The 18,284-nt window shown below is 64.2% G+C and carries 14 protein-coding genes and 1 other RNA gene; 9 read left to right on the top strand and 6 right to left on the bottom strand.

The annotated features are described in order from the left end of the window. Positions 1 to 286: 286 nt before the first annotated feature. The 6 genes from NT151_05950 to ffs all read right to left on the bottom strand — a co-directional run bounded on the left by NT151_05950 (position 287) and on the right by ffs (position 7,421). Positions 287 to 3,853, bottom strand: coding sequence for a glycosyl hydrolase-related protein (locus NT151_05950; protein MCX6538463.1), 3,567 nt, complete (start codon positions 3,851 to 3,853; stop codon positions 287 to 289). A gap of 14 nt (positions 3,854 to 3,867) precedes the next feature. After that, the gene (locus NT151_05945) at positions 3,868 to 4,482 is read right to left on the bottom strand and encodes a DUF4203 domain-containing protein (protein ID MCX6538462.1); all 615 of its coding nucleotides are present in this window, start codon (positions 4,480 to 4,482) and stop codon (positions 3,868 to 3,870) included. A gap of 1 nt (position 4,483) precedes the next feature. Then, on the bottom strand, positions 4,484 to 5,080 hold the full coding sequence (recR, locus tag NT151_05940) for a recombination mediator RecR (GenBank protein ID MCX6538461.1): 597 nt from the start codon (positions 5,078 to 5,080) through the stop codon (positions 4,484 to 4,486). A gap of 13 nt (positions 5,081 to 5,093) precedes the next feature. Beyond that, on the bottom strand, positions 5,094 to 5,393 hold the full coding sequence (locus NT151_05935; GenBank protein MCX6538460.1) for a YbaB/EbfC family nucleoid-associated protein: 300 nt from the start codon (positions 5,391 to 5,393) through the stop codon (positions 5,094 to 5,096). After that, the gene (dnaX, locus tag NT151_05930) at positions 5,390 to 7,189 is read right to left on the bottom strand and encodes a DNA polymerase III subunit gamma/tau (GenBank protein MCX6538459.1); all 1,800 of its coding nucleotides are present in this window, start codon (positions 7,187 to 7,189) and stop codon (positions 5,390 to 5,392) included. Before dnaX ends, NT151_05935 begins: the two co-directional genes overlap by 4 nt. A 132-nt stretch (positions 7,190 to 7,321) precedes the next feature. After that, an RNA gene (gene ffs / locus NT151_05925) (signal recognition particle sRNA small type) lies at positions 7,322 to 7,421 on the bottom strand. A gap of 100 nt (positions 7,422 to 7,521) precedes the next feature. Between ffs and NT151_05920 the strand changes: the two genes are divergently transcribed. The 9 genes from NT151_05920 (at position 7,522) to NT151_05880 (ending at position 18,283) form a co-directional block, all read left to right on the top strand. Beyond that, a complete protein-coding gene (locus NT151_05920) occupies positions 7,522 to 8,097 on the top strand; it encodes an RNA polymerase sigma factor (GenBank protein MCX6538458.1) in 576 nt (191 codons plus the stop codon). Positions 8,098 to 8,308: 211 nt separating this feature from the next. Further along, a complete protein-coding gene (locus NT151_05915) occupies positions 8,309 to 9,019 on the top strand; it encodes a hypothetical protein (protein ID MCX6538457.1) in 711 nt (236 codons plus the stop codon). A 64-nt stretch (positions 9,020 to 9,083) separates the two neighbouring features. Continuing rightward, a complete protein-coding gene (locus tag NT151_05910; protein ID MCX6538456.1) occupies positions 9,084 to 9,836 on the top strand; it encodes a hypothetical protein in 753 nt (250 codons plus the stop codon). Positions 9,837 to 9,960: 124 nt separating this feature from the next. Next, entirely contained in the window at positions 9,961 to 11,847 is a 1,887-nt protein-coding gene (locus tag NT151_05905; GenBank protein ID MCX6538455.1) for a redoxin domain-containing protein, read from the top strand. Positions 11,848 to 12,057: 210 nt separating this feature from the next. After that, positions 12,058 to 12,396, top strand: coding sequence for a hypothetical protein (locus tag NT151_05900; protein ID MCX6538454.1), 339 nt, complete (start codon positions 12,058 to 12,060; stop codon positions 12,394 to 12,396). 71 nt (positions 12,397 to 12,467) lie between these two features. Continuing rightward, positions 12,468 to 13,763, top strand: coding sequence for a TolC family protein (locus NT151_05895; protein ID MCX6538453.1), 1,296 nt, complete (start codon positions 12,468 to 12,470; stop codon positions 13,761 to 13,763). Then, on the top strand, positions 13,760 to 14,986 hold the full coding sequence (locus tag NT151_05890; GenBank protein MCX6538452.1) for an efflux RND transporter periplasmic adaptor subunit: 1,227 nt from the start codon (positions 13,760 to 13,762) through the stop codon (positions 14,984 to 14,986). The genes NT151_05895 and NT151_05890 overlap by 4 nt, the downstream gene beginning before the upstream one ends. A gap of 28 nt (positions 14,987 to 15,014) precedes the next feature. Then, entirely contained in the window at positions 15,015 to 18,116 is a 3,102-nt protein-coding gene (locus tag NT151_05885; GenBank protein MCX6538451.1) for a CusA/CzcA family heavy metal efflux RND transporter, read from the top strand. Then, a complete protein-coding gene (locus NT151_05880) occupies positions 18,116 to 18,283 on the top strand; it encodes a hypothetical protein (protein MCX6538450.1) in 168 nt (55 codons plus the stop codon). Before NT151_05885 ends, NT151_05880 begins: the two co-directional genes overlap by 1 nt. The last annotated feature ends 1 nt before the right edge of the window (position 18,284 follow it).

Here is an 18,284-nt window from a genome sequence, read left to right as displayed (position 1 = left end):
GTCGCTCGCCTCCGATAGCTCCCCACCCCGCCTCGCGGCGGCGCAGTAATCGTCGGCTTCAGGCCGGAGAGCGTTTGCCTGGAGAGGACTTGCACCTCTCGGGTCATGGCACACTTACAGGCGCACGGATCGCCACGCTCTAGCGTGGCCGGGACGCATGCCGGGCTGGAGCCCGGCGCTCCCAGGAATTCACCCGCTACATGGCCCGCCTCTACGGGTTCTTGTCTCGTCATTCCGGCGAACGCCGGAATCCAGGCCTGGCGCGACTTATCGCGCCCCCCGGGTCCTATCGGTCGAGGGTGTCGTACAGCGGTTGCGCCGGGCGCGTCAGAGCGCTCTCGTTGACCACAGACATCGCCAGGATCTTCACCCGCTCCGACACCGGCAACGTCACGGTCTTCGCGCCAGCCGGCACATCGATCGCATACACATACAGGTAGGCATATGCATACACGTCGTTGCTGCCATCGGTCGCGTGCCGATGTGACGAGAACCAGGCGACCGGCGTGCGCTTGATGAAGCCGGGCGTCAAGCCCGCGTAGTCCATCACGGTACGCATGCGCACTGGTGTGCCGGGCGGCGGCGCGGGCGCTCCCTGCCGTGGCGGAACGGGTTCTTCGCGGGCCTTCCAGATCCGGTTGTCCCACTGCCCGATGTAGCCGCCCCAATCCTGGATCGTCAGCTCGACAGGAGTCTCGCCGATCTTCACGATCACGCGCTGATCACCTTCCGACGCCGCCGCCAACACATACAAACGCGTGAACGTGCCGGCTGGCAAATCGATCGTCTGACCGCGAGGGATGACAGCATTAAACTTGTCGGGCGACGCCAGGCTGAAGCGAATCGCGCCGAACGTGATCTCACCGGGCAGCATTTCCGCCGGCAGGCTCCGACCCGAAGCATCGAACCGTCCACCCGATACGGATCCATCGCGGGAAGCGACGGCCTGGTTGTACGGCAGCGTCACCTGACGCGACACCGGCGTCGTCACTCGTGTGGGTGACGCGCCGATCTTCACCGCGAACGTCCGCGGCTGATACGGACCGAAGTTCGTCACCAGTTCACCGTCGGCGATGGTGGCCGATCCAACCGGCGACTCCACACCGTTGATTTCGCGCGCGGTCACAAGCGGCGCGGCAAACGTCAGGCGCACGTTATCGGCCTTCTGGCCGTCGAGTTCAACAAGGCGAACGATGACCTCGTCGCTCTGCTCGGCCTTCTTCACCGCGAGGACGCGCAGGCGGGTGTTGTTGAGCGTGAGGAGCGAGAAACTCCTGCCGAGCGCACCGGCATGCTTCGGGCTCTCGAACGCGACCAGCGGCTGATTGAGCCGTTGCCCCTGCCAGTCGGTCTGCGCCTGACGCCAGCCGTTTGCATGGCCGGCAAGCCCGTAGACGAACTCGTGATGGCCGAGGTCCTGCGTGCCCTGATCCTCGTAGCCGCCGCGCGTGCCAGGCGTGCGGATGAGCGTCAGCCGGAGCGTGTGATCGTCCGGCCTGTCGGAGGCGATCTTGCTGTCGGACAACACGGTGACGCCAAATGCGCCGCCCTTGTCGGTGAGATCGAACCACTGGTGCGACGCCACCTCGAACTGCCGCTCGTCGTTGGGCGTGCGCTCGATCGTGCCGACGTCCCAGTTGTAGGTGGCCACCGTATTGGCAGCGGTCAATGGGAACACCGCCTTGAGGTGTGCCTCCTTCGTCTTCCAGTCGATCGCGTTGGCGAACTCGACCCGGGTTCCCGCATCGCCGGCCGACAGCCGAATCGTCTGGACGAACGTCGATCCCTCGGTCTCCCGCGTCACTTCAAGGGCGACGCGAGCCGGCCCGTTCTCGACGATACGGACCTTGGCCGGACCTGAGACATACGCCCGAGGCGCGCGCATCTGGTCTTCGTAATCCATGTTCCACGCGGGCCAGTTGCGCGGGTTGTCTGTCTTGATTTCGAGCCGCGCCGGCGCAGCGAGCAGTTCCTTGCCCGTCGCCTTGTCGAAAAGGCTCGCAACATCGCCGTTCTGGTTGAGCGTCACCCGGTAGCGCGCGTTCTCGAGCGAGGAGTTGGTGACGCTCAGTGCCGACGTCGCTGCCGCATCGGCCGCCTGCACGTCGAACACCGCGTACCCGACCGACGGCACGCGCGCGACGAAGAGCACCTTGTTGCCGGCGGTCAACTGCGCAGGCACATCCTTGCCGTCTGGCCCGACAACCCGCACGGCCTTTGGCGCACCGGCCGCAAACGGCACTGTCGCCTCCACGAGGTCCTCGCGCGCGATGTTCAGGGGGTTGTAGACGACGATGGGCGTGCCCGTCACCTGTGTGTTCATCGCAGAGGCCACCGCGTCGACGGCGCTGGTCAGCACGCCGGCGAACTGGTTCATCGCCAGCACTTCGTCATTCCACGAGTACTCGTACGCCTTCGGGATGCTCGTGCCGGGAATGATGTCGTGGAACTGTCCGCCCATCACGAGCGTCCACGCGTCGTTCAGCCGCCGCTGCGGATACGGCCGACCACCCAGCCACGCGGCGGCGACCGATGCCCGCTCGGCGTTGTCGGCAAGCACTTCGTTCATCCGATTCCACCGCTTCAGATACGCCTGCGACGTGATGGACCCGGCCGAGTGGTTGATGAGTTCGAGATCACCCTTGTAACGCGGCAGCTTCGCCGTCTGCTCGGGCTTGATGTTCAGGAACATCTGCTCCGCGGTCGCCGACACGATTCTGACCGGACCATCGCCCACCAGCGATTCGACGCCGGGAGGCGGCGGCGGTTGCGGCTGACCGGACTGGGACCCGCCGCGAGTGGAGAACGCGGGCGGCAGCACGGTCTTGCGCTTCGCGACGATGGCGTCCATCAGCTTGACCGAAGGCTCGCTGGGCGTGCCGCCGGTGTCGCCGGTGCCGTAATACATGTAGTCGGTAAAGACCCCCGTCACCTGCCCGTTGAACGCGATGCGCGCGGGCCAGTCAACCAGCGGCCTGGGCGCCTGCTGCTGCGGAGTCGACGGATTGGCCGGCGGCGGCGGCGGCGGCGTCTTGCTCAGGTCATAGGTCACCGATCCGCCGTAGCTGCCGGGATTGAGCGCAGCGAGAATCGTCTTGCCGTCGGGCCCTTCCCAGATCCCGACGTTGAACGGAATGCCATCCGGCGTCTTCTCGGGCGAACCCGGTCCACCCACCCGGGCCGCCGGCTGCCAGCTCGACGACAGCTTCTGCGTCGAGAATCCCTTGATGCCGGCATGCGCGAGAAGGGTTGGCAGCGACGCCGGGAAGCCGAAGCAATCCGGCAGCATGAACTCCGCGCTGGTCTTGCCGAACTCCCGCTTGAAGTACTGCGTGCCGTACAGAATCTGGCGGATGATCGACTCGGCCGACGGCGAGTTGACGTCGTTCTCCTCGACCGACGATCCCGACGGGAACCACCGGCCGGCCGCAATCGCCTTCTTCACCTTCTCATAGTCGGCCGGGTAGTACTCCTTGATCATTCGATAGCGGTTCGAGCCGCTGAAGTTGAACACGTAATTCGGGTACTTCTCGAAGAGCGCGAAGTTGTCGCGGATGGTCTTCGGCAGATACTCGCGAATGGTGGTTGGATAGTCCCACCGCCACTGGGTGTCCAGGTGCGCGTAGCCGACGACAAACAGCGTGGGCTGCTTCGCGAGATCAAAGGCGGCCGGCTGTTTGGCGGTTGTTGCCACGGTGCGAGCCGGTGCAGCCTGACTTGGCGCGGCTGCCGTAGCGGGCGATGGCGCTGCGGGCTTCGCAGGCGGGCCAGCCTGCCCCTGCACTGCGGCGAACATCACGATCCACGCCAGCAACAACGAGGACACGAGCCGCGATCGGTAGCACATGTGCATCACTCCGTCTTCTGCTACTGCTTCTTCTTCTGCTTCTGCTTGCCGCCGGCATGGAACTGCACGTACATGCCGACCAGGCTGAGGACAATCCAGGCCGCATACACCCACGTGGCGGGCAACCCGGCTGCGCTGGGATACACCACCCAGACATCGGTCGTGGCTGACGCCGCTTTCGCGCTCTTCCCGGCCATCAGCGCCGCGAGCCCCACCAGCATGGTCCACGCGCCGCCAAACGCGGTGGCGGCGACGATAACGTGGCGCTGGAACCAGATCGCCACGAACGCACCGATGGCGGCGGCCACGATCACCAGCACCCACTGCGGTTCGCCGCGCCACGGCGTGTAGATGACATTCAGCAGAAACGCCGCCGTGCCCGCGCCGACCAGCGCCACCCCGACGAAGTAGCCGGCCACCAGGATCAGCGCGCCCACCGCGCCGCCTGCGATGGCAGACACGACGATCGCCCAGGTGTCGGCGGTGCCGACCATCGAGCTGGCCACCAGCGCGCCCAGAATAAAGCCGTAGGCGCCAAGCACGAAGCGAAACAGCCGATACCCGGCAAAGCAGGTGACCACGCCACCGGCCATCAGGGCGACCGCCGCGGGAAGTTGATACGAAAGTGGAAGCATGTCAGACCTCCCGGCGCCCTTCCATCGCCTTGTGCATCGTCACATCGTCGGTGTACTCGAGATCGCTGCCAACAGGCACGCCCATCGCGATCCTCGTCACCCGCACGCCCAGCGGCTTGAGCAGCCGCGCCAGGTAGATGGCGGTCGCCTCGCCTTCGACGTTCGGGTTGGTCGCAAGGATAATCTCTTCCACCCCGCCGGTGTCCACCCGCGCGAGCAGACTCTTGATGCGCAGGTCGCCTGGCCCGATCCCCTGCAGCGGCGACAGCGCGCCCATCAGCACATGATAGAGGCCGTTGTAGTCGCGGGCCCGATCAATCACGAGCACGTTCTGGGGCTCTTCCACCACGCAGATGACGCGCGTGTTCCGGGACGAATCCGTGCAGAGCGGGCACGGGTCGACGTCGGTCACGTTGTTGCAGGTCGAACAGTAGGTGACGCGTTCCTTCACATCGAGGATCGCATCAGCCAGCCGTTCGGCATCCTCGCGTGTGCTCTTCAACACGTGAAACGCCAGGCGCTGCGCGCTCTTGCGGCCAATGCCGGGCAGGCGCTGCAACTGGTCGATCAGGCGTGTGAGGGGTTCCGGCTGGGACATGCGATGCCGTGCCTCAGGACAATCCCGGGATCTTCATCCCGCCCATCATGCCGCCGACCTGCTGCGACATCGCGTCGTCGGCCTTCCGGCTGGCGTCGTTGATCGCCGCAAGAATCAGATCCTGCAGCATTTCGACATCATCCTTGTTGACGACCTCGGGATCGAGTTTGAGCGACTGGAGTTGCTTGAGGCCGTTGATGACGACGGTCACCATGCCGCCGCCGGCGCTGGCTTCGATGCGCATCTCGGCCATCTGGCGCTGCATCTGCTCCTGCATCTGCTGCGCCTGCTTCATCATCTGCTGAATGTTCATGACTTCTTCTTGAGCTCCGTCACATCCGTGATGTCAGCGGCGAAAATCCCGAGCAGCGCCTGGACCGTCGGGCTCGCCAGGGCCTCGGCCTTGAGAGAGGCTTCCTGCTTCACCTGATCAGCGCTGGCACCAGGTGAGGTGGCCGCGCGCGCTGACGTCTCGGCTCTCACAGACTCCGCGGCGACGGCGAGCCTGCGTCCGGCCACCTGCAGCGCGAGTTTCTCGAGCCAGTCCTTGTTCTGCCACACCTGGTCGGCCTGGAACTTCTGCGCGTCGGTAAACCGGAAAACGATGCGGTCGGACTCGAATTCGATCCGCTGCGCCTGTGCGACCACCGATCCGTAGAACGCCCCTCGCGCCTTGCGAATCTCCTCGAGATAGGTGTCCTTGACGCTGCCACCCGCACCGGCAGGTTGGCTGGGCGGCGCAGCGGACCGTTCGGGCGCGACGGCTGGAGGCGGCGGCGTTGAGCGTGGTGGCGCGATCGGCGGCCTCGATGTCTCTCTCACCACCCGGCGGGCAACAGTGGCCGACGACGATGACGCCGCGACGGATGGAGCGGCCGCCGACGGCGCCGAGAATGGCGGAGGCGCCGGCGCTGACTGTCGATGCGTCGGAGGCGCGGCCGCCACGCGCGGCGGCGGCGCGGCAGCAGGCGACCGGCCCTGCAGTTGCTCGATCAGATCGGAGAGCGGCGTCAGCTTGCGCAGGTGAATCCAACGCAGCAGCGCCATCTCCAGGTGATAGCGCGGCTCGGCGGCGCCCTTGATCTCGCTTTCGGCCCGCGCGAGTACGTCGAAGGCGCGCAGCAGATCTTCGCGCGAGAACCGTGGCAGCAGCAGTTTCAGCCGCTCGTGATCCTGCTCGGGCGCGATGTCGGTGTCTGTGAAACGTGTCTCGTCAATCGACAGCACCAGCAGGTCGCGAACCAGGCGAGCCAGTTCGCGGCACAGCAGCCGCAGGTCGTAGCCGGCTTCGACCGCGCGGCCGGCCAGTTCAAATGCCGCGGCACCGTTCTCGTCGGCGACCGCCGTCAGCACGTCGAACAGCAGATCGCGTCCGACCAGGCCCAGCACCGTCGCGACGTCTTCGACACCAACCGTATTGCCGGCGAACGCCAGCACCTGGTCGAAGGCCGTCTCGGCATCGCGCATGCTGCCCTCGGCCGCCCGCGCAACCAGCGCAATGGCTTCGTCGGACGCCGTGATGCCGTCGGCAACCGCGATCTTTTTCAATTGGTCGCCAATGGCGCGGCTCGAGATGGTCTTGAACTCAAAGACCTGCGAACGCGACGCAATCGTCTCGGGAATCTTATCGAGCGCCGTCGTCGCCATGATGAAGGTCACATGGGGCGGCGGCTCTTCGATCGACTTGAGCAATGCGTTAAATGACGAGGCGGAGAGCTGATGGACCTCGTCGATGATGAAGATCTTGTACTTGTCGCGGACCGGCACGATGGCCAGTCCCGAGATGATCACTTCGCGGACGTTGTCGATGCCGGTATGCGTGGCGGCGTCGATTTCGAGCACGTCCATGTCGCGGCCTTCCGCGATCTCGCGGCAGGGATCGCAGGTACCACACGGATCGGCCGTCGGGCCGTTGGCGCAGTTGAGCATCCGCGCCAGGATGCGGGCGGTGGTGGTCTTGCCGACGCCGCGCGGCCCGGCAAACACGAAGGCCTGCGCGACGCGGCCGCTCGACATGGCGTTGCGCAGCGTCTGGGTAACGGCGCGCTGGCCGATCACTTCGTCGAGCTTCTGCGGCCGCCAGCGGCGGGCAATGACGGTGTAGGACATACGAAACAGGCGTTAGGCGCGAGGCGTTAGGCGATAGAATTCAGGCGTTAGGCGATAGGCGTTGGGCGACAGGCATTGCCAAGCGTTCTTCCCTCGCGCCTCGCGCCTACGAGCATCCTCATGCCCCCCACTGCGGCCCGGGTTGTCCTGCGGCACATCACAGGACCCGCTTAGTGCTGCTGCCTTCCGGCCCTGACACGATTCACAGACTGGGATTGCACAGGGTCCGAGCCGCAGTGCGACACACGAGGACTGCTGCCTCCGCCCCGACTGCAGCGGCGGCAGACTCGTCAGTGTACTGTACATTCCACCCAACCAACCACGGACTGCATGTGTCTACTTCTGGTGTGAGCGATTCGGAGCTGGTCGAACGGGCCCGGCGTGGCGATCACGCCGCGTTTGGGGTCCTGGTCGACCGGCACCGGACATCGGCCTTCCGGACGGCGCTGGCCGCGCTGGGGTCCCCGGACGATGCCGAAGAAGTGACGCAGGAGGCATTTGTGGCGGCCTTTCGATACCTCGCCGATTTTCGGGAACAGGCCAGTTTCAAGACCTGGCTCCTGTCGATCGCGTGGCGAAAGGCCCTCACGAGGCGCCGGAGCGTAAGGGCCCTGTTGCGCCGGTTCGTCGCGCCGGCCGAAGGCACGGAATGGGAGTGGCCGGACCCGTCGCGCGGGCAGGAGCGGACGCTCATCGACTCTGAACTTGGCGCTCACCTGAAACGCCTGATTTCGGGGCTGTCGCCGAAGCTGCGGGATGTGCTTCTGCTGACCACGTCGGGCGAGCACACCTACGAGGAGATTGCCGGGATGCTGGGGATCCCGCTCGGAACCGTCAAATGGCGGGTCGCCGAGTCGAAGCGGCAGTTAAAGGGCAAGCTGGCGGAGCTGGGATACGGGGGCAGCTAGCGCCTCCAGGGATTAGGGATTAGGGATTGGCGGGGCGTCGCGCCGGAGGCCGGGCTGGAGCCCGGCGATCCCAGGGGTGTCAAGCTGACCAACTGTCCGATCCGTTGCGAGCTGGAATCGCCCCGCTTCAGCGTGACAAGACGCGTTCGGGATTGGAACTAGGGCGGATGCAGATATGGATGAGAACAGGCGGGGAATGTCGGAGGCGAGCATGATCCTGGGATCGCCGGGCTCCAGCCCGGCAGACAGCGAGCCGGCGTCGGCGATCGATCAGGCGATCGATGTTGTCGCGCGGGAGATGACGCGGATGGAGGCACCGGCCACGATGCGCGCCGAGGTGCTCGCGCGCATCGAGGGCGAAGGCGAGCGGGCGGCGGGTCAGTTGCCCCGCTGGGCGTGGGCCGCAGGAATGGCGGTCATTGTGATGGCCGTTGCGGCGACTGTTTGGTTCGGGCGTCCCGGGGATCAGCCCGAGTCGGTCACCGCCAGGCACGACTCGTCATCGATACCGGCTGCTGGCGCGGCGAAGCCGCAGCCTCAGCCCTCGGGGACACTCGCCAACGCCGGGTTGGCGACGGGCGCAGGTTCGGCACGTCACAGTCAGAGCCAGAGCGCTCCGGTAAGAACCGGGGTTCGACACGGCGCCGGTGTCACTGGCGGAAACACTCCTGCAGCCGAAACGGCTGGCGCTGTGGAAGAGACGGGTCCGTCCCCGCTCGCACAGCCGGATCCCATTGCCATTGCGGCCCTCGGGCCAGATGCCATCCACATCCCCGACATCGGCGTCGAGCCGCTCGTCGATCTCAAACCCATCACCATTCAGGATATCCCGGTCGGATCGACCGAGATCCAAAGTCCTTCGATTCGTAGGTTCGACGACGACCCTACTCCCTCAGGACTTTGTGCTGAGCAAGCGCATTGACCGGATCAACGCACCAGAGTATTCAACCCTACTTGCGAGTCGAAGTACAAAGGAGACAGAACAGATGAACGCTCGATTGACTCTCACCACCGCGGCCTTCCTGGTTCTGGCGTCGGCAGGTTTCGCGGCTGCCCAGACGCCGGCGCCGGTCGCGGCTGCTGCGCCGGTTGCCGCCGTAAGCCCGGTCGCCGCGCCAAACGCACCACAGGTGGCAACGACGCCGCAGTCGACCCTGCGGATTGTCAGACCGGCCATCGCCGCAACGCCCAAGGTCAGGTTGACGACGGTTGGCGACGATCCGCAGGCACCGCCCCCACCGCCGGCGCCTGCTAAGGCCCCTACGGCACCCCAGGCCCCTCGCGCTGCCACTGCTCCAGAAGCGCCCACGCCACCGCCAGCCGTCCGGCGTGCCCGAGGCCAGTTGATTAACCTCCGTCTGGAATTCACGATCACCGATCAGATCGGCACGGCGACGCCGGTTAAGAAGACCGTCACGATGAATGTGGCTGATATGGAGTCTGGGCGCATCCGAACCAACGCCGATGTAGTCCGCAAGGGTGTGCCTTCCACGCAGGTGCCGTTGTCGATCGACGCGTGGCCGGAAGTCGAGGGCAACAAGATCCGTATACGTGCGTCTCTGGAATACCAATTGCTCAACGACGCGACGTCGGCAGACATCCCGGCTGGGAAGACGTCGATTTCGCAGAGTGTGACGTCGATCCTGAACGACGGCGTGCCAGCCATTCTCTGCCAGTCGGCCGACCCGCTGACCGATCGCAAGGTCACGCTCGAGGTGAAGGCGACGATCGTTAAGTAGTCGGGACAAAGACTAGGAGCTGGGGGGCGACGCATGCGTCGCCCCTGCACTGCAGCGGTCATAGTCACTCACTGATCCGGCCACTACTCCAGAGACACTGTTCATATCTTCGAGGAGCGGGTTCATGAACAAAGCACTACTCCTGCTGCTGGGAAGTGTGAGTGGCCTGCTACTGTCAGCCCCATTGGGGGAGGAGCAGGTCCTCTCCCTCACCCCGCACATGCCTAGGATTGGAGAGCCACTCGTCATCGCCTACAACTCGGGGGCACCCGGTGCTCTGTTGCAGGAATGCAAGGCCATGACTGCCGAGGTTCTTCTCTTAAGAGTCTCAGAGGACGCGCTTCGCCTCGACATTCCAATGACTCAATCGGGCCAGTCGTGCAGTTGCACCTTGAGGATTGATGATGACAAGGCGAGATTGATGTTGCTGCGGTTCACCTCGAAGGGCAAGACCGACGACAATAACAAGAACGCCTGGGATTCCTATTTGTATGGAACCGATGGAAAGCCACTGGAACATTCTCATCTGCAACGCGCCTCCATTCTCCAATCGATCGATGTTTCAGGTTTCAAGCGCAAGAAAGACCTGGCCGCGGCAAGGACCGAACTGGACAAGGAGAGGCTCCTCTATCCCGACAACTGGCGGGCATCCATCTCACTCTGGGCGCTGTGGATGAGCGAATCGCCCACGAATGAAACCAAAGCGAAGATAGCCGCCGCGTTGAAGGACCTCTCTGAAGCCAGGCCGGATGACGAAGAGATGATGGTAGAACTGCTGAAGTGGTTTGAGAAAGTCGGCCAACTGCAGAAGGCGGATGAGATCGTCACGTCCGCCATAGCCGTCCATCCGAAGGGCCCGATTGCGGTCAGCGTTCGTCTCCGCGCAGTTTACGCGGAAATGGACTATGCGAAGAAGATCCCCCTGCTTGAGGCCTTCTTGAATGACTTCCCGCAGGAGGGCCCGGACTTGGAGAGGTTCCAGAACACCCTCGTCTTCTACTGTTTCAAGGCTGGCCAGTACGACAAGGCGATCACGTTGTTGGATTCAGCACGAAGACCCGATGGCATGTTCTACATCCAGATCGCATGGCACCACATTGAGAAGAAGGAACGAGTTGAACAGGCCATGGAGTGGGCCAGAAAAGGAACTGAACGGGTTAGACAAGAATCTAAACCGACCTACATGAGCCAGAGTGAATGGAAGACATTTCTTGAAGGCAACGTCGGAGCAGGACTGGCCACCTCAGCTCTTGGTCTCTTGACGCTAGGTCATACCCGGGAAGCGGAGAGACTCTTTGAAGAGGCCTTTGTGTTGACCAAAGGCAAACGGCCCGAGATCAATGAACGGCTGGCCGAATGTTATCTGAAAAATGGCGAAGACAGCAGAGTTGTGGAATTCTGTGCGAACAGCCTGCGCCAGGGGATTTCGACAGAAAAACTGGTTGAGTATTACAGGATGGCCTATCGGAAGCGGATGGGATCGGCAAAAGGATTCGACCAAGCTCTGATTGAAGCCGGCGAGTTCAAGAACAATCGACTGAGAGGGAAGCTGTCGGATGGACCATCCAGTCCACGAGCAATCAACTTCAGACTCAAGAGCCTCGACGGACGAATCGTCGACCTGTCGGTCCTTCGAGGCAAGGTCGTGGTGCTTGACTTCTGGGCAACCTGGTGCGCGCACTGCAAGACCGCGCTGCCGGTCCTGGAGAAAGTTCATAAGAAATACCAGGACAATCCCGACGTGGTGATTCTGGCCATTGATACCCAGGAAGCCGACACCGGCGCCAACCTCGCGATGCGCGTCCAGAAGTACTTTGCGGAGAGTCACTTCACAGTTCCCGTGCTCTTTGACGATGTGTTTCTAAGTAGAAAGTACGATATCGGCGGACTGCCAAGCCAGGTGGTGATCGATCGCCATGGCAGAATCCGCTCTAGAACACTAGGTTTCCTGGGTGAACAGGCAATGATCGATGAAATGTCCCTGCTTATCGACACGCTGTTGAGGGAATAGGGGCGGTTCAGACAAGACCCTGCCAGATTGTGCGCATGGTCAGGAAGAAGGGGCCGCGGGCGACGCGTGCGTCGCCCCTACCGCAGTTTGCGTCCTACTGACTACTGTCCACCACCTACCGTCCACCGACTCCTGGAGGCGGCAACCGGCTCCCCGTCCATTCGGCGAATTTGGCGCCGACTCCCTCTCCTGCTATGATGCGCCCCGCCCATGCGTTCGCTTGCCCGACACGGCTGGATTCGCTGCGCGACGCTCTTTCTGCTGGCCTGGATCAGCGTTGACCTCGGCCTGCCGGATTTCTGCGCCGGAGACGCGTTCGATGGCCCGTGTCCGACATCCTGCCTGTCGCACCATGACACGAATGCCCCGAAGCGCCCCGGGCTGCTGCATCCGGATCACTGTTTTTGTCACGCGCACTCGATTACGCTCTCGGCACATATCCTGATTGCTGAGTCTCCGCAATCGTCGGCGGTCGATCCGTTCTGCCTGAGTTTCGTCCCTGCCGCCTCACTCGCGCAGCTCTATCACCCTCCGCAGCCAGCCCTCTAGCCTCACACTCGACAGACTGCCCCCTCCATTCACCTCGTGTAGCTGGCGTGCGCCCACGCCCTGGTTGTGTCATGAATCGAGCGTTTCTCACGTGTGGACTGCTCCTGGTCGGCGCAGGCAGGCTGCTGGCCCAGGATTCTGTGGTGCCTGCCCGGCTGTCGCTCGAAGACGCGCTTCGGATCGCGGAAGCACGCAACCCGCAACTCGTCGTCGCACAACAAGGCGTCGTCGCGTCGGAAGCCGACGTGCTGGGCGCGGGGAAGCGGCCGAACCCGGCTTTCACCTTCAGTTCCGAGGGAATCCCGCTGTCGCAGCAGAATCGGCCGCCGTTCTTCGACAACCAGGAACTGGCCTTCGGCGTCCAACAGGAACTCGAACCGGGTGGACGCCGGCGGCTTCGGACCGAGCAGGCGCAACGTGGCGCCGAAGCGTCGCGGGCTTCGGTCCGGGACGCGTTCCGCCAGCTGCGCTTCGAGGTTCGTCGCGCCTACATGCAAGTGGTCCTCGCCAAGGCGGACGACGAGGTGGCGCGCACGACGCTCGAGGAGATCGACAAGGTGCTGGCGCTGAACCGAGCCCGATACGAACAGGGCGAACTGTCCGGCGTCGAGTTGCGCCGTCTCCAGGTGGAACGTTTCCGGTTCGCCGACGACGCGTTTGTGGCGGAACTCGCGCTGAAGAATACCCGCAGCGCCCTCCTCGCGCTCCTCAACCTGAGACCGCTCGACCAGGCGTTCGACACGGTCGATGATCTGCTGCCGACGTCGATCGCCGCGGCGATTTCGTCGTCTCGGGACGCCACGGATTCCCCGGTCGGCCTGGCGCTGGCCAGCCGGCCCGATCTGGACGCGGCCCGTCGGGAACGGGAGCGCGCCGAGGCTGGGCTTCGCCTGCAGCATGCCCTCCGCACGCCGTCCTTCTTCGTCGGGGCCGGCCTCAAGCGTGATTTCGGCACGAGCGGGCTGGTCTTCACGTTCGGCGTCCCGCTGCCGATCTTCAACCGAAACGAGGCAGGAATTGCGCGGGCGGGTGCCGAGCAACAGCAAGCCACGGCGCGACTGGCAGCGGTCGAGACCCAAGTCTCGCTCGACGTGCAGGAGGCGCTGAACGCCGTCGATGTGACGCGTCGGCGTAACAGTTATGTCGAGGGTGAGTACCTGAAGAGCGCGCGCGAGGCACGCGACATCGTGCTCGCGTCGTACCGCAGCGGCGCCGCCACATTGATCGACTACCTGGACGCCCAACGAGCACTTCGAGAGGCCCTGCGCACGCAGAACCGCGCGCGCTTCGACTACCGGATCAGCCTGTTTCAGTACGAGGCGGCCCTGGGGACACCCGCGGCGGCCCAGGGAAAGGAAATGCGATGAAGAGCCAGTGGATCGGCCTGGCGCTGGTCGGCGTGGTCGCGTGCGGCGCGTGCGGCGCGTGCAAGGCTACCAACGCCGACAGCCCGAAGCCGGACGTACAGCAGTCCAAGCCCGACAAGACCGCGGAGCGGAATACGGTTCGCGTTCCCGGTGCAATCCAGAAGAAGTGGGGCATCGACGTCGCCCAGGCGACGCGAACCACTGTCGCCGGCGCGATCGCGCTTCCCGGCGTGCTGAGCCTCGACCTGCAACACACCGCGCAGATCTCCTCGCTCCTCGACGGCCAGGTGGTATTGGTCGGCGCCCAAGTGGGCGACGAGGTGCGTCAGCACCAGGTGCTCGTCACGGTGCACGCGCCCGCCCTGGCGCAGGCCAAGACGGCCTACCTGCAGGCCGGCGCGAAGTTGGAACTCGCGCGGCGCGAACTCGAGCGGGCGGAGATCCTCCTGAAGCAGGAAGCGATCGACCAGAAGGAACACCTTCGACGACGGGCCGAGTTCGAGAACGCCTCGATCGAGTTCGCCGTGGCCGAGTCGAATCTGCACTCCTACGGCCTCGACCAGGCCACCGTCGAACAACTACTTCGCCAGGCGCGCCGACCGAACAACGGCACCGCGGCGATGGACGATCTCGCCGAGCCCTACCTCACACTGACGGCCCCAATCGCCGGTCACGTCGTCGAGCGCGACGTGATCAACGGGCAGCACATCGAGCCGCAGAAGATGCTGCTGACGATATCCGATCTCTCCACGCTCTGGGCCCTCCTCGACGCGCGCGAGGCCGACCTGCCGCACGTGGTCCGCGGCCGTGAGGTGCGCATCACGACGAGCCTCTACCCGGACCGCGTCTGGCATGGTCGGGTGGATCATGTGGGCGATATCGTGGACGAGAAGACCCGCACCGTCAAAATCCGGGTCGTCGTGCGCAACGACGGGCGGCTCCTCAAACCGAACATGTACATCCAGGGCGAGTTGCCAAACGCGGTGAGCGCACGAAACGTGCTCACGCTTCCTCAGGAAGCGATCCAGACGATCGGCGGCGAGTCGATGGTGTTCGTTCGCGAGGAAGCGGACACGTTCGTGGCGCGCCTGGTGGAAGTCGGTGATCGCATCGGCGCCCGACGTGCAGTATTACGAGGATTGGATGGATCGGAAATGGTGGTCATCGCCGGAGCGTTTAACCTCAAGGCGGAACTCCTGAAATCGACATTGGCCGGCGAGTAGCCGCCACCCTGGCGAAAGGCACCTGCACATGCTGGAACGGTTGATGGCATTCTCGCTCCGGAAGCGCCTGGTCGTTGGCCTGGCGGTCCTGGTGATGATTGGCCTCGGCGCCTACGCGGTTCGCACCATCCCAATCGACGCCTTCCCGGACGTCACCAACATCCAGGTCGAGGTGGTCAGCACGGCGGCCGGCATGTCGCCGCTCGAGATCGAGCAGTTCGTCACCTATCCGCTAGAGAACGCGATGCGCGGCCTGCCCGGTCTGGTGATGATGCGGTCGGTGACGAAATACGGCCTCTCGGTGGTGACGCTCGTGTTTCGTGATGAGGTGGACATCTACTTCGCGCGCCAGCAGGTCCACGAGCGCGTGGCAGCCGTTGAGCGGTCATTACCGGAGGGCGTTGAGACCGAGATGGGACCCATCGCGACGGCGATGGGCGAGATCTATCAGTACACCCTCGAGAGCAACAAGACCGCGGCGGCGGCGGACCAGGTCGCCACGCTCACCCGGCTCCGGACCATCCAGGACTGGATGGTCACGCCGCTTCTCAAGGGCGTTCCCGGCGTCACCGAGATCAACTCGTTCGGGGGGTACCTGCAGCAGTACCAGGTGCTCGTGGACCCCGACAAGCTGCTGAAGTACGACCTGTCGGTCGATGTGGTCGCCAACGCGGTCCGCAACAACAACTCGAACGTCGGCGGCAGCGTCGTGTCGCAGGGGTCCGAGCAGTACATCATCCGCGGCGTGGGCCTGATCCGATCGGAGGAGGACATCCGCAAGATCGTGCTCAAAGCCGAGAAGGGCACGCCCGTGGCGATCCGCGACATCGGGGAGGTGCGCATCGATCATGCGATTCGACAGGGCGCCGCACAAAGGGACGGCCAGCGCGAGGTCGTGGGCGGCATCGTGATGATGCTGCGCGGCGAGAACAGCCGCGAAGTCGTGAAGAACGTCGAGGCGAAGGTCCGGGAGATCAACGAGAGCCACGTCCTGCCCGAGGGCCTGCAGATTGTCCCCTTCTACGACCGATCGTCCATCGTCGACGCGAGCACCAGTACGGTGCTGAAGGCGCTGGCAGAGGGATCCGTTCTGGTCCTCGTGGTCCTCGTCCTCTTCCTGTGGAGCGCGAGGGGCGCGCTGGTGGTGATCCTCGCCTTGCCGCTGTCGGGGCTCCTCACGTTCATCATCATGCGCTGGACCGGATTGAACGCGAACCTGATGTCGCTCGGCGGACTCGCCATCTCGATCGGCATGGTCGTCGACGCCACGATCATCCAGGTAGAGAACATCCAGCGTCACCTCGCGATGAGTCCCAACAACGAGTCGAGGCTTGCGACCGTGCTCCGCGCCGCGGTGGAGGTGCAGAAGCCCAGCATCTTCGGCGAACTGATCATCGCGTTGACCTTCATTCCCATCGCCACGCTGCAGGGGATGGAAGGCAAGATGTTCTCGCCGCTCGCCTACACCGTCGCCATTGCGCTTCTGTCGTCCGTGGTGTTCGCGATCTTCGTCACTCCGGTGCTCTGCCTGGTCGCGCTCAGGCCCGTGCACCGGGAGAGCCCGGTCATGACTGTGGCCAGGCGTCTCTACCTGTCGCTTCTGGGATTCGCGCTGCGCAGGCGTCTTGTCGTGGTCACGGCAGCCGGTCTTGCGCTGGTCGGCGCGGTCATCCTCATCCCGCGCCTCGGTACGGAGTTTATGCCCGTCATGGACGAAGGCGCATTCGACATGGATGTCCAGTTGATTCCGGGCGTCTCGCTCGAGCAGGCCATGAGGACGATCGGCGAGGTGGAACAGCGCTTGAAGCGCTTCCCCGAGCTGGAGACGATTGTGTCGCGCACCGGACAGACAGGCGTGGCCATTGAGGCCCGCGGCGTGGACAAGACCGGCTTTGTCGGCGTGCTCAAACCCCGCGAACTGTGGACCAGTGCCCACTCTCGGGAGGAACTGATCGAGAAGATGCGCGACTCGCTGGCGGACATCCCCGGGATGGTGTTCACTTTCAGTCAGCCGATTCAGTGCCGGATTGACGAACTCGTCGCCGGGACCCGTGCCCAGATCATCCTCAAACTCTTTGGCGACGACACGGATGTGTTGAGGCGGAAGGCGGGCGAGCTGGGGCCCATCCTCGGGAGCATTCCTGGTGCTGCCGATCTGGTGGTAGAGCGCCTGGCCGGGCAGCCGTACCTGACCGTGACCGTGGATCGAGACAAGGTCGCGCGTTACGGCGTGAACACGGGCGACGTGCTGAGGGTCATCGAACTGGCCATCGCCGGCAAGCCGTTGTCGCGGGTGTACCAGCAGAACCGGGCGTTCGACATCGCCCTGCGCTTTCCCGAGGAACGCCGGCAGTCAATTGAGGCGCTCGGCGGCCTGCTGGTCGATGTGCCGGGCGGGTATCGCGTGTCGCTGAACCAACTCGCCGACCTGAAGACGGTCGAAGGGCCGACGCAGATCAGTCGCGAGAACGGCCAGCGGCGGATCGGGATCGAACTGAACGTGGTCGGCCGCGACATCGGCAGCTTCGTCAAGGAAGCGCAGCGGCGGATCGCGACGACGGTCGATCTGCCCCCGGGGTATTACCTGAACTGGGGCGGACAGTTCGAGAACCAGCAACAGGCGATGAAACGTCTGATGGTCATCACGCCCGTGGTGGTCGGGCTGATCTTCCTGCTGTTGTTCTTCACCTTCGACTCGGTCTGGCTGGCAGGCCTTGTCCTCGTGAACCTGCCCTTCGCCATGGTCGGCGGCGTGTTCGCGCTGTTCCTCACCGGGCTCTACCTGTCAGTCCCGGCCTCGGTGGGGTTCATCGTGCTCTTCGGCGTCGCCGTGTTGAACGGCGTCGTGCTGATCTCGTACATCTCCGACCTTCGAACAAGCGGCGCCAGCGTCGCTGATGCGGTGCGGATCGGCTGCGAGGCGCGGCTCCGACCGGTGCTGATGACCGCCAGCATCGCCATCCTCAGTCTGATTCCCATGGTCTTCGCGACGGGGCCGGGCTCCGAAGTGCAACGCCCGCTGGCCATCGTCGTGATCGGTGGACTGGTCACCTCAACTGCGCTGACGCTCCTGGTGTTGCCGGCGCTGTATCAGTGGTTTGCTCGGGAGCGGATGGAGGTGGAATTCTAATGCAGGAGATCAAGGCGATCATCAGGACAGACCGTTTCCAGAACGTGATCCACGCACTGCACGCGCTGCCGGACATGCCGGGAATCACCGTGTCCACCGTGCGTGGGTTCGGCAGGCGGACATCAGGGACGGGTGTCGGGTTGTACGATCAAACGGACTTCAGGTAGG

The sequence above is a fragment of the Acidobacteriota bacterium genome, assembly GCA_026393675.1.
In the GTDB taxonomy this organism is placed as follows: Bacteria; Acidobacteriota; Vicinamibacteria; order Vicinamibacterales; family JAKQTR01; genus JBAXOX01.
This window is presented reverse-complemented; position numbering and strand designations above follow the sequence as displayed.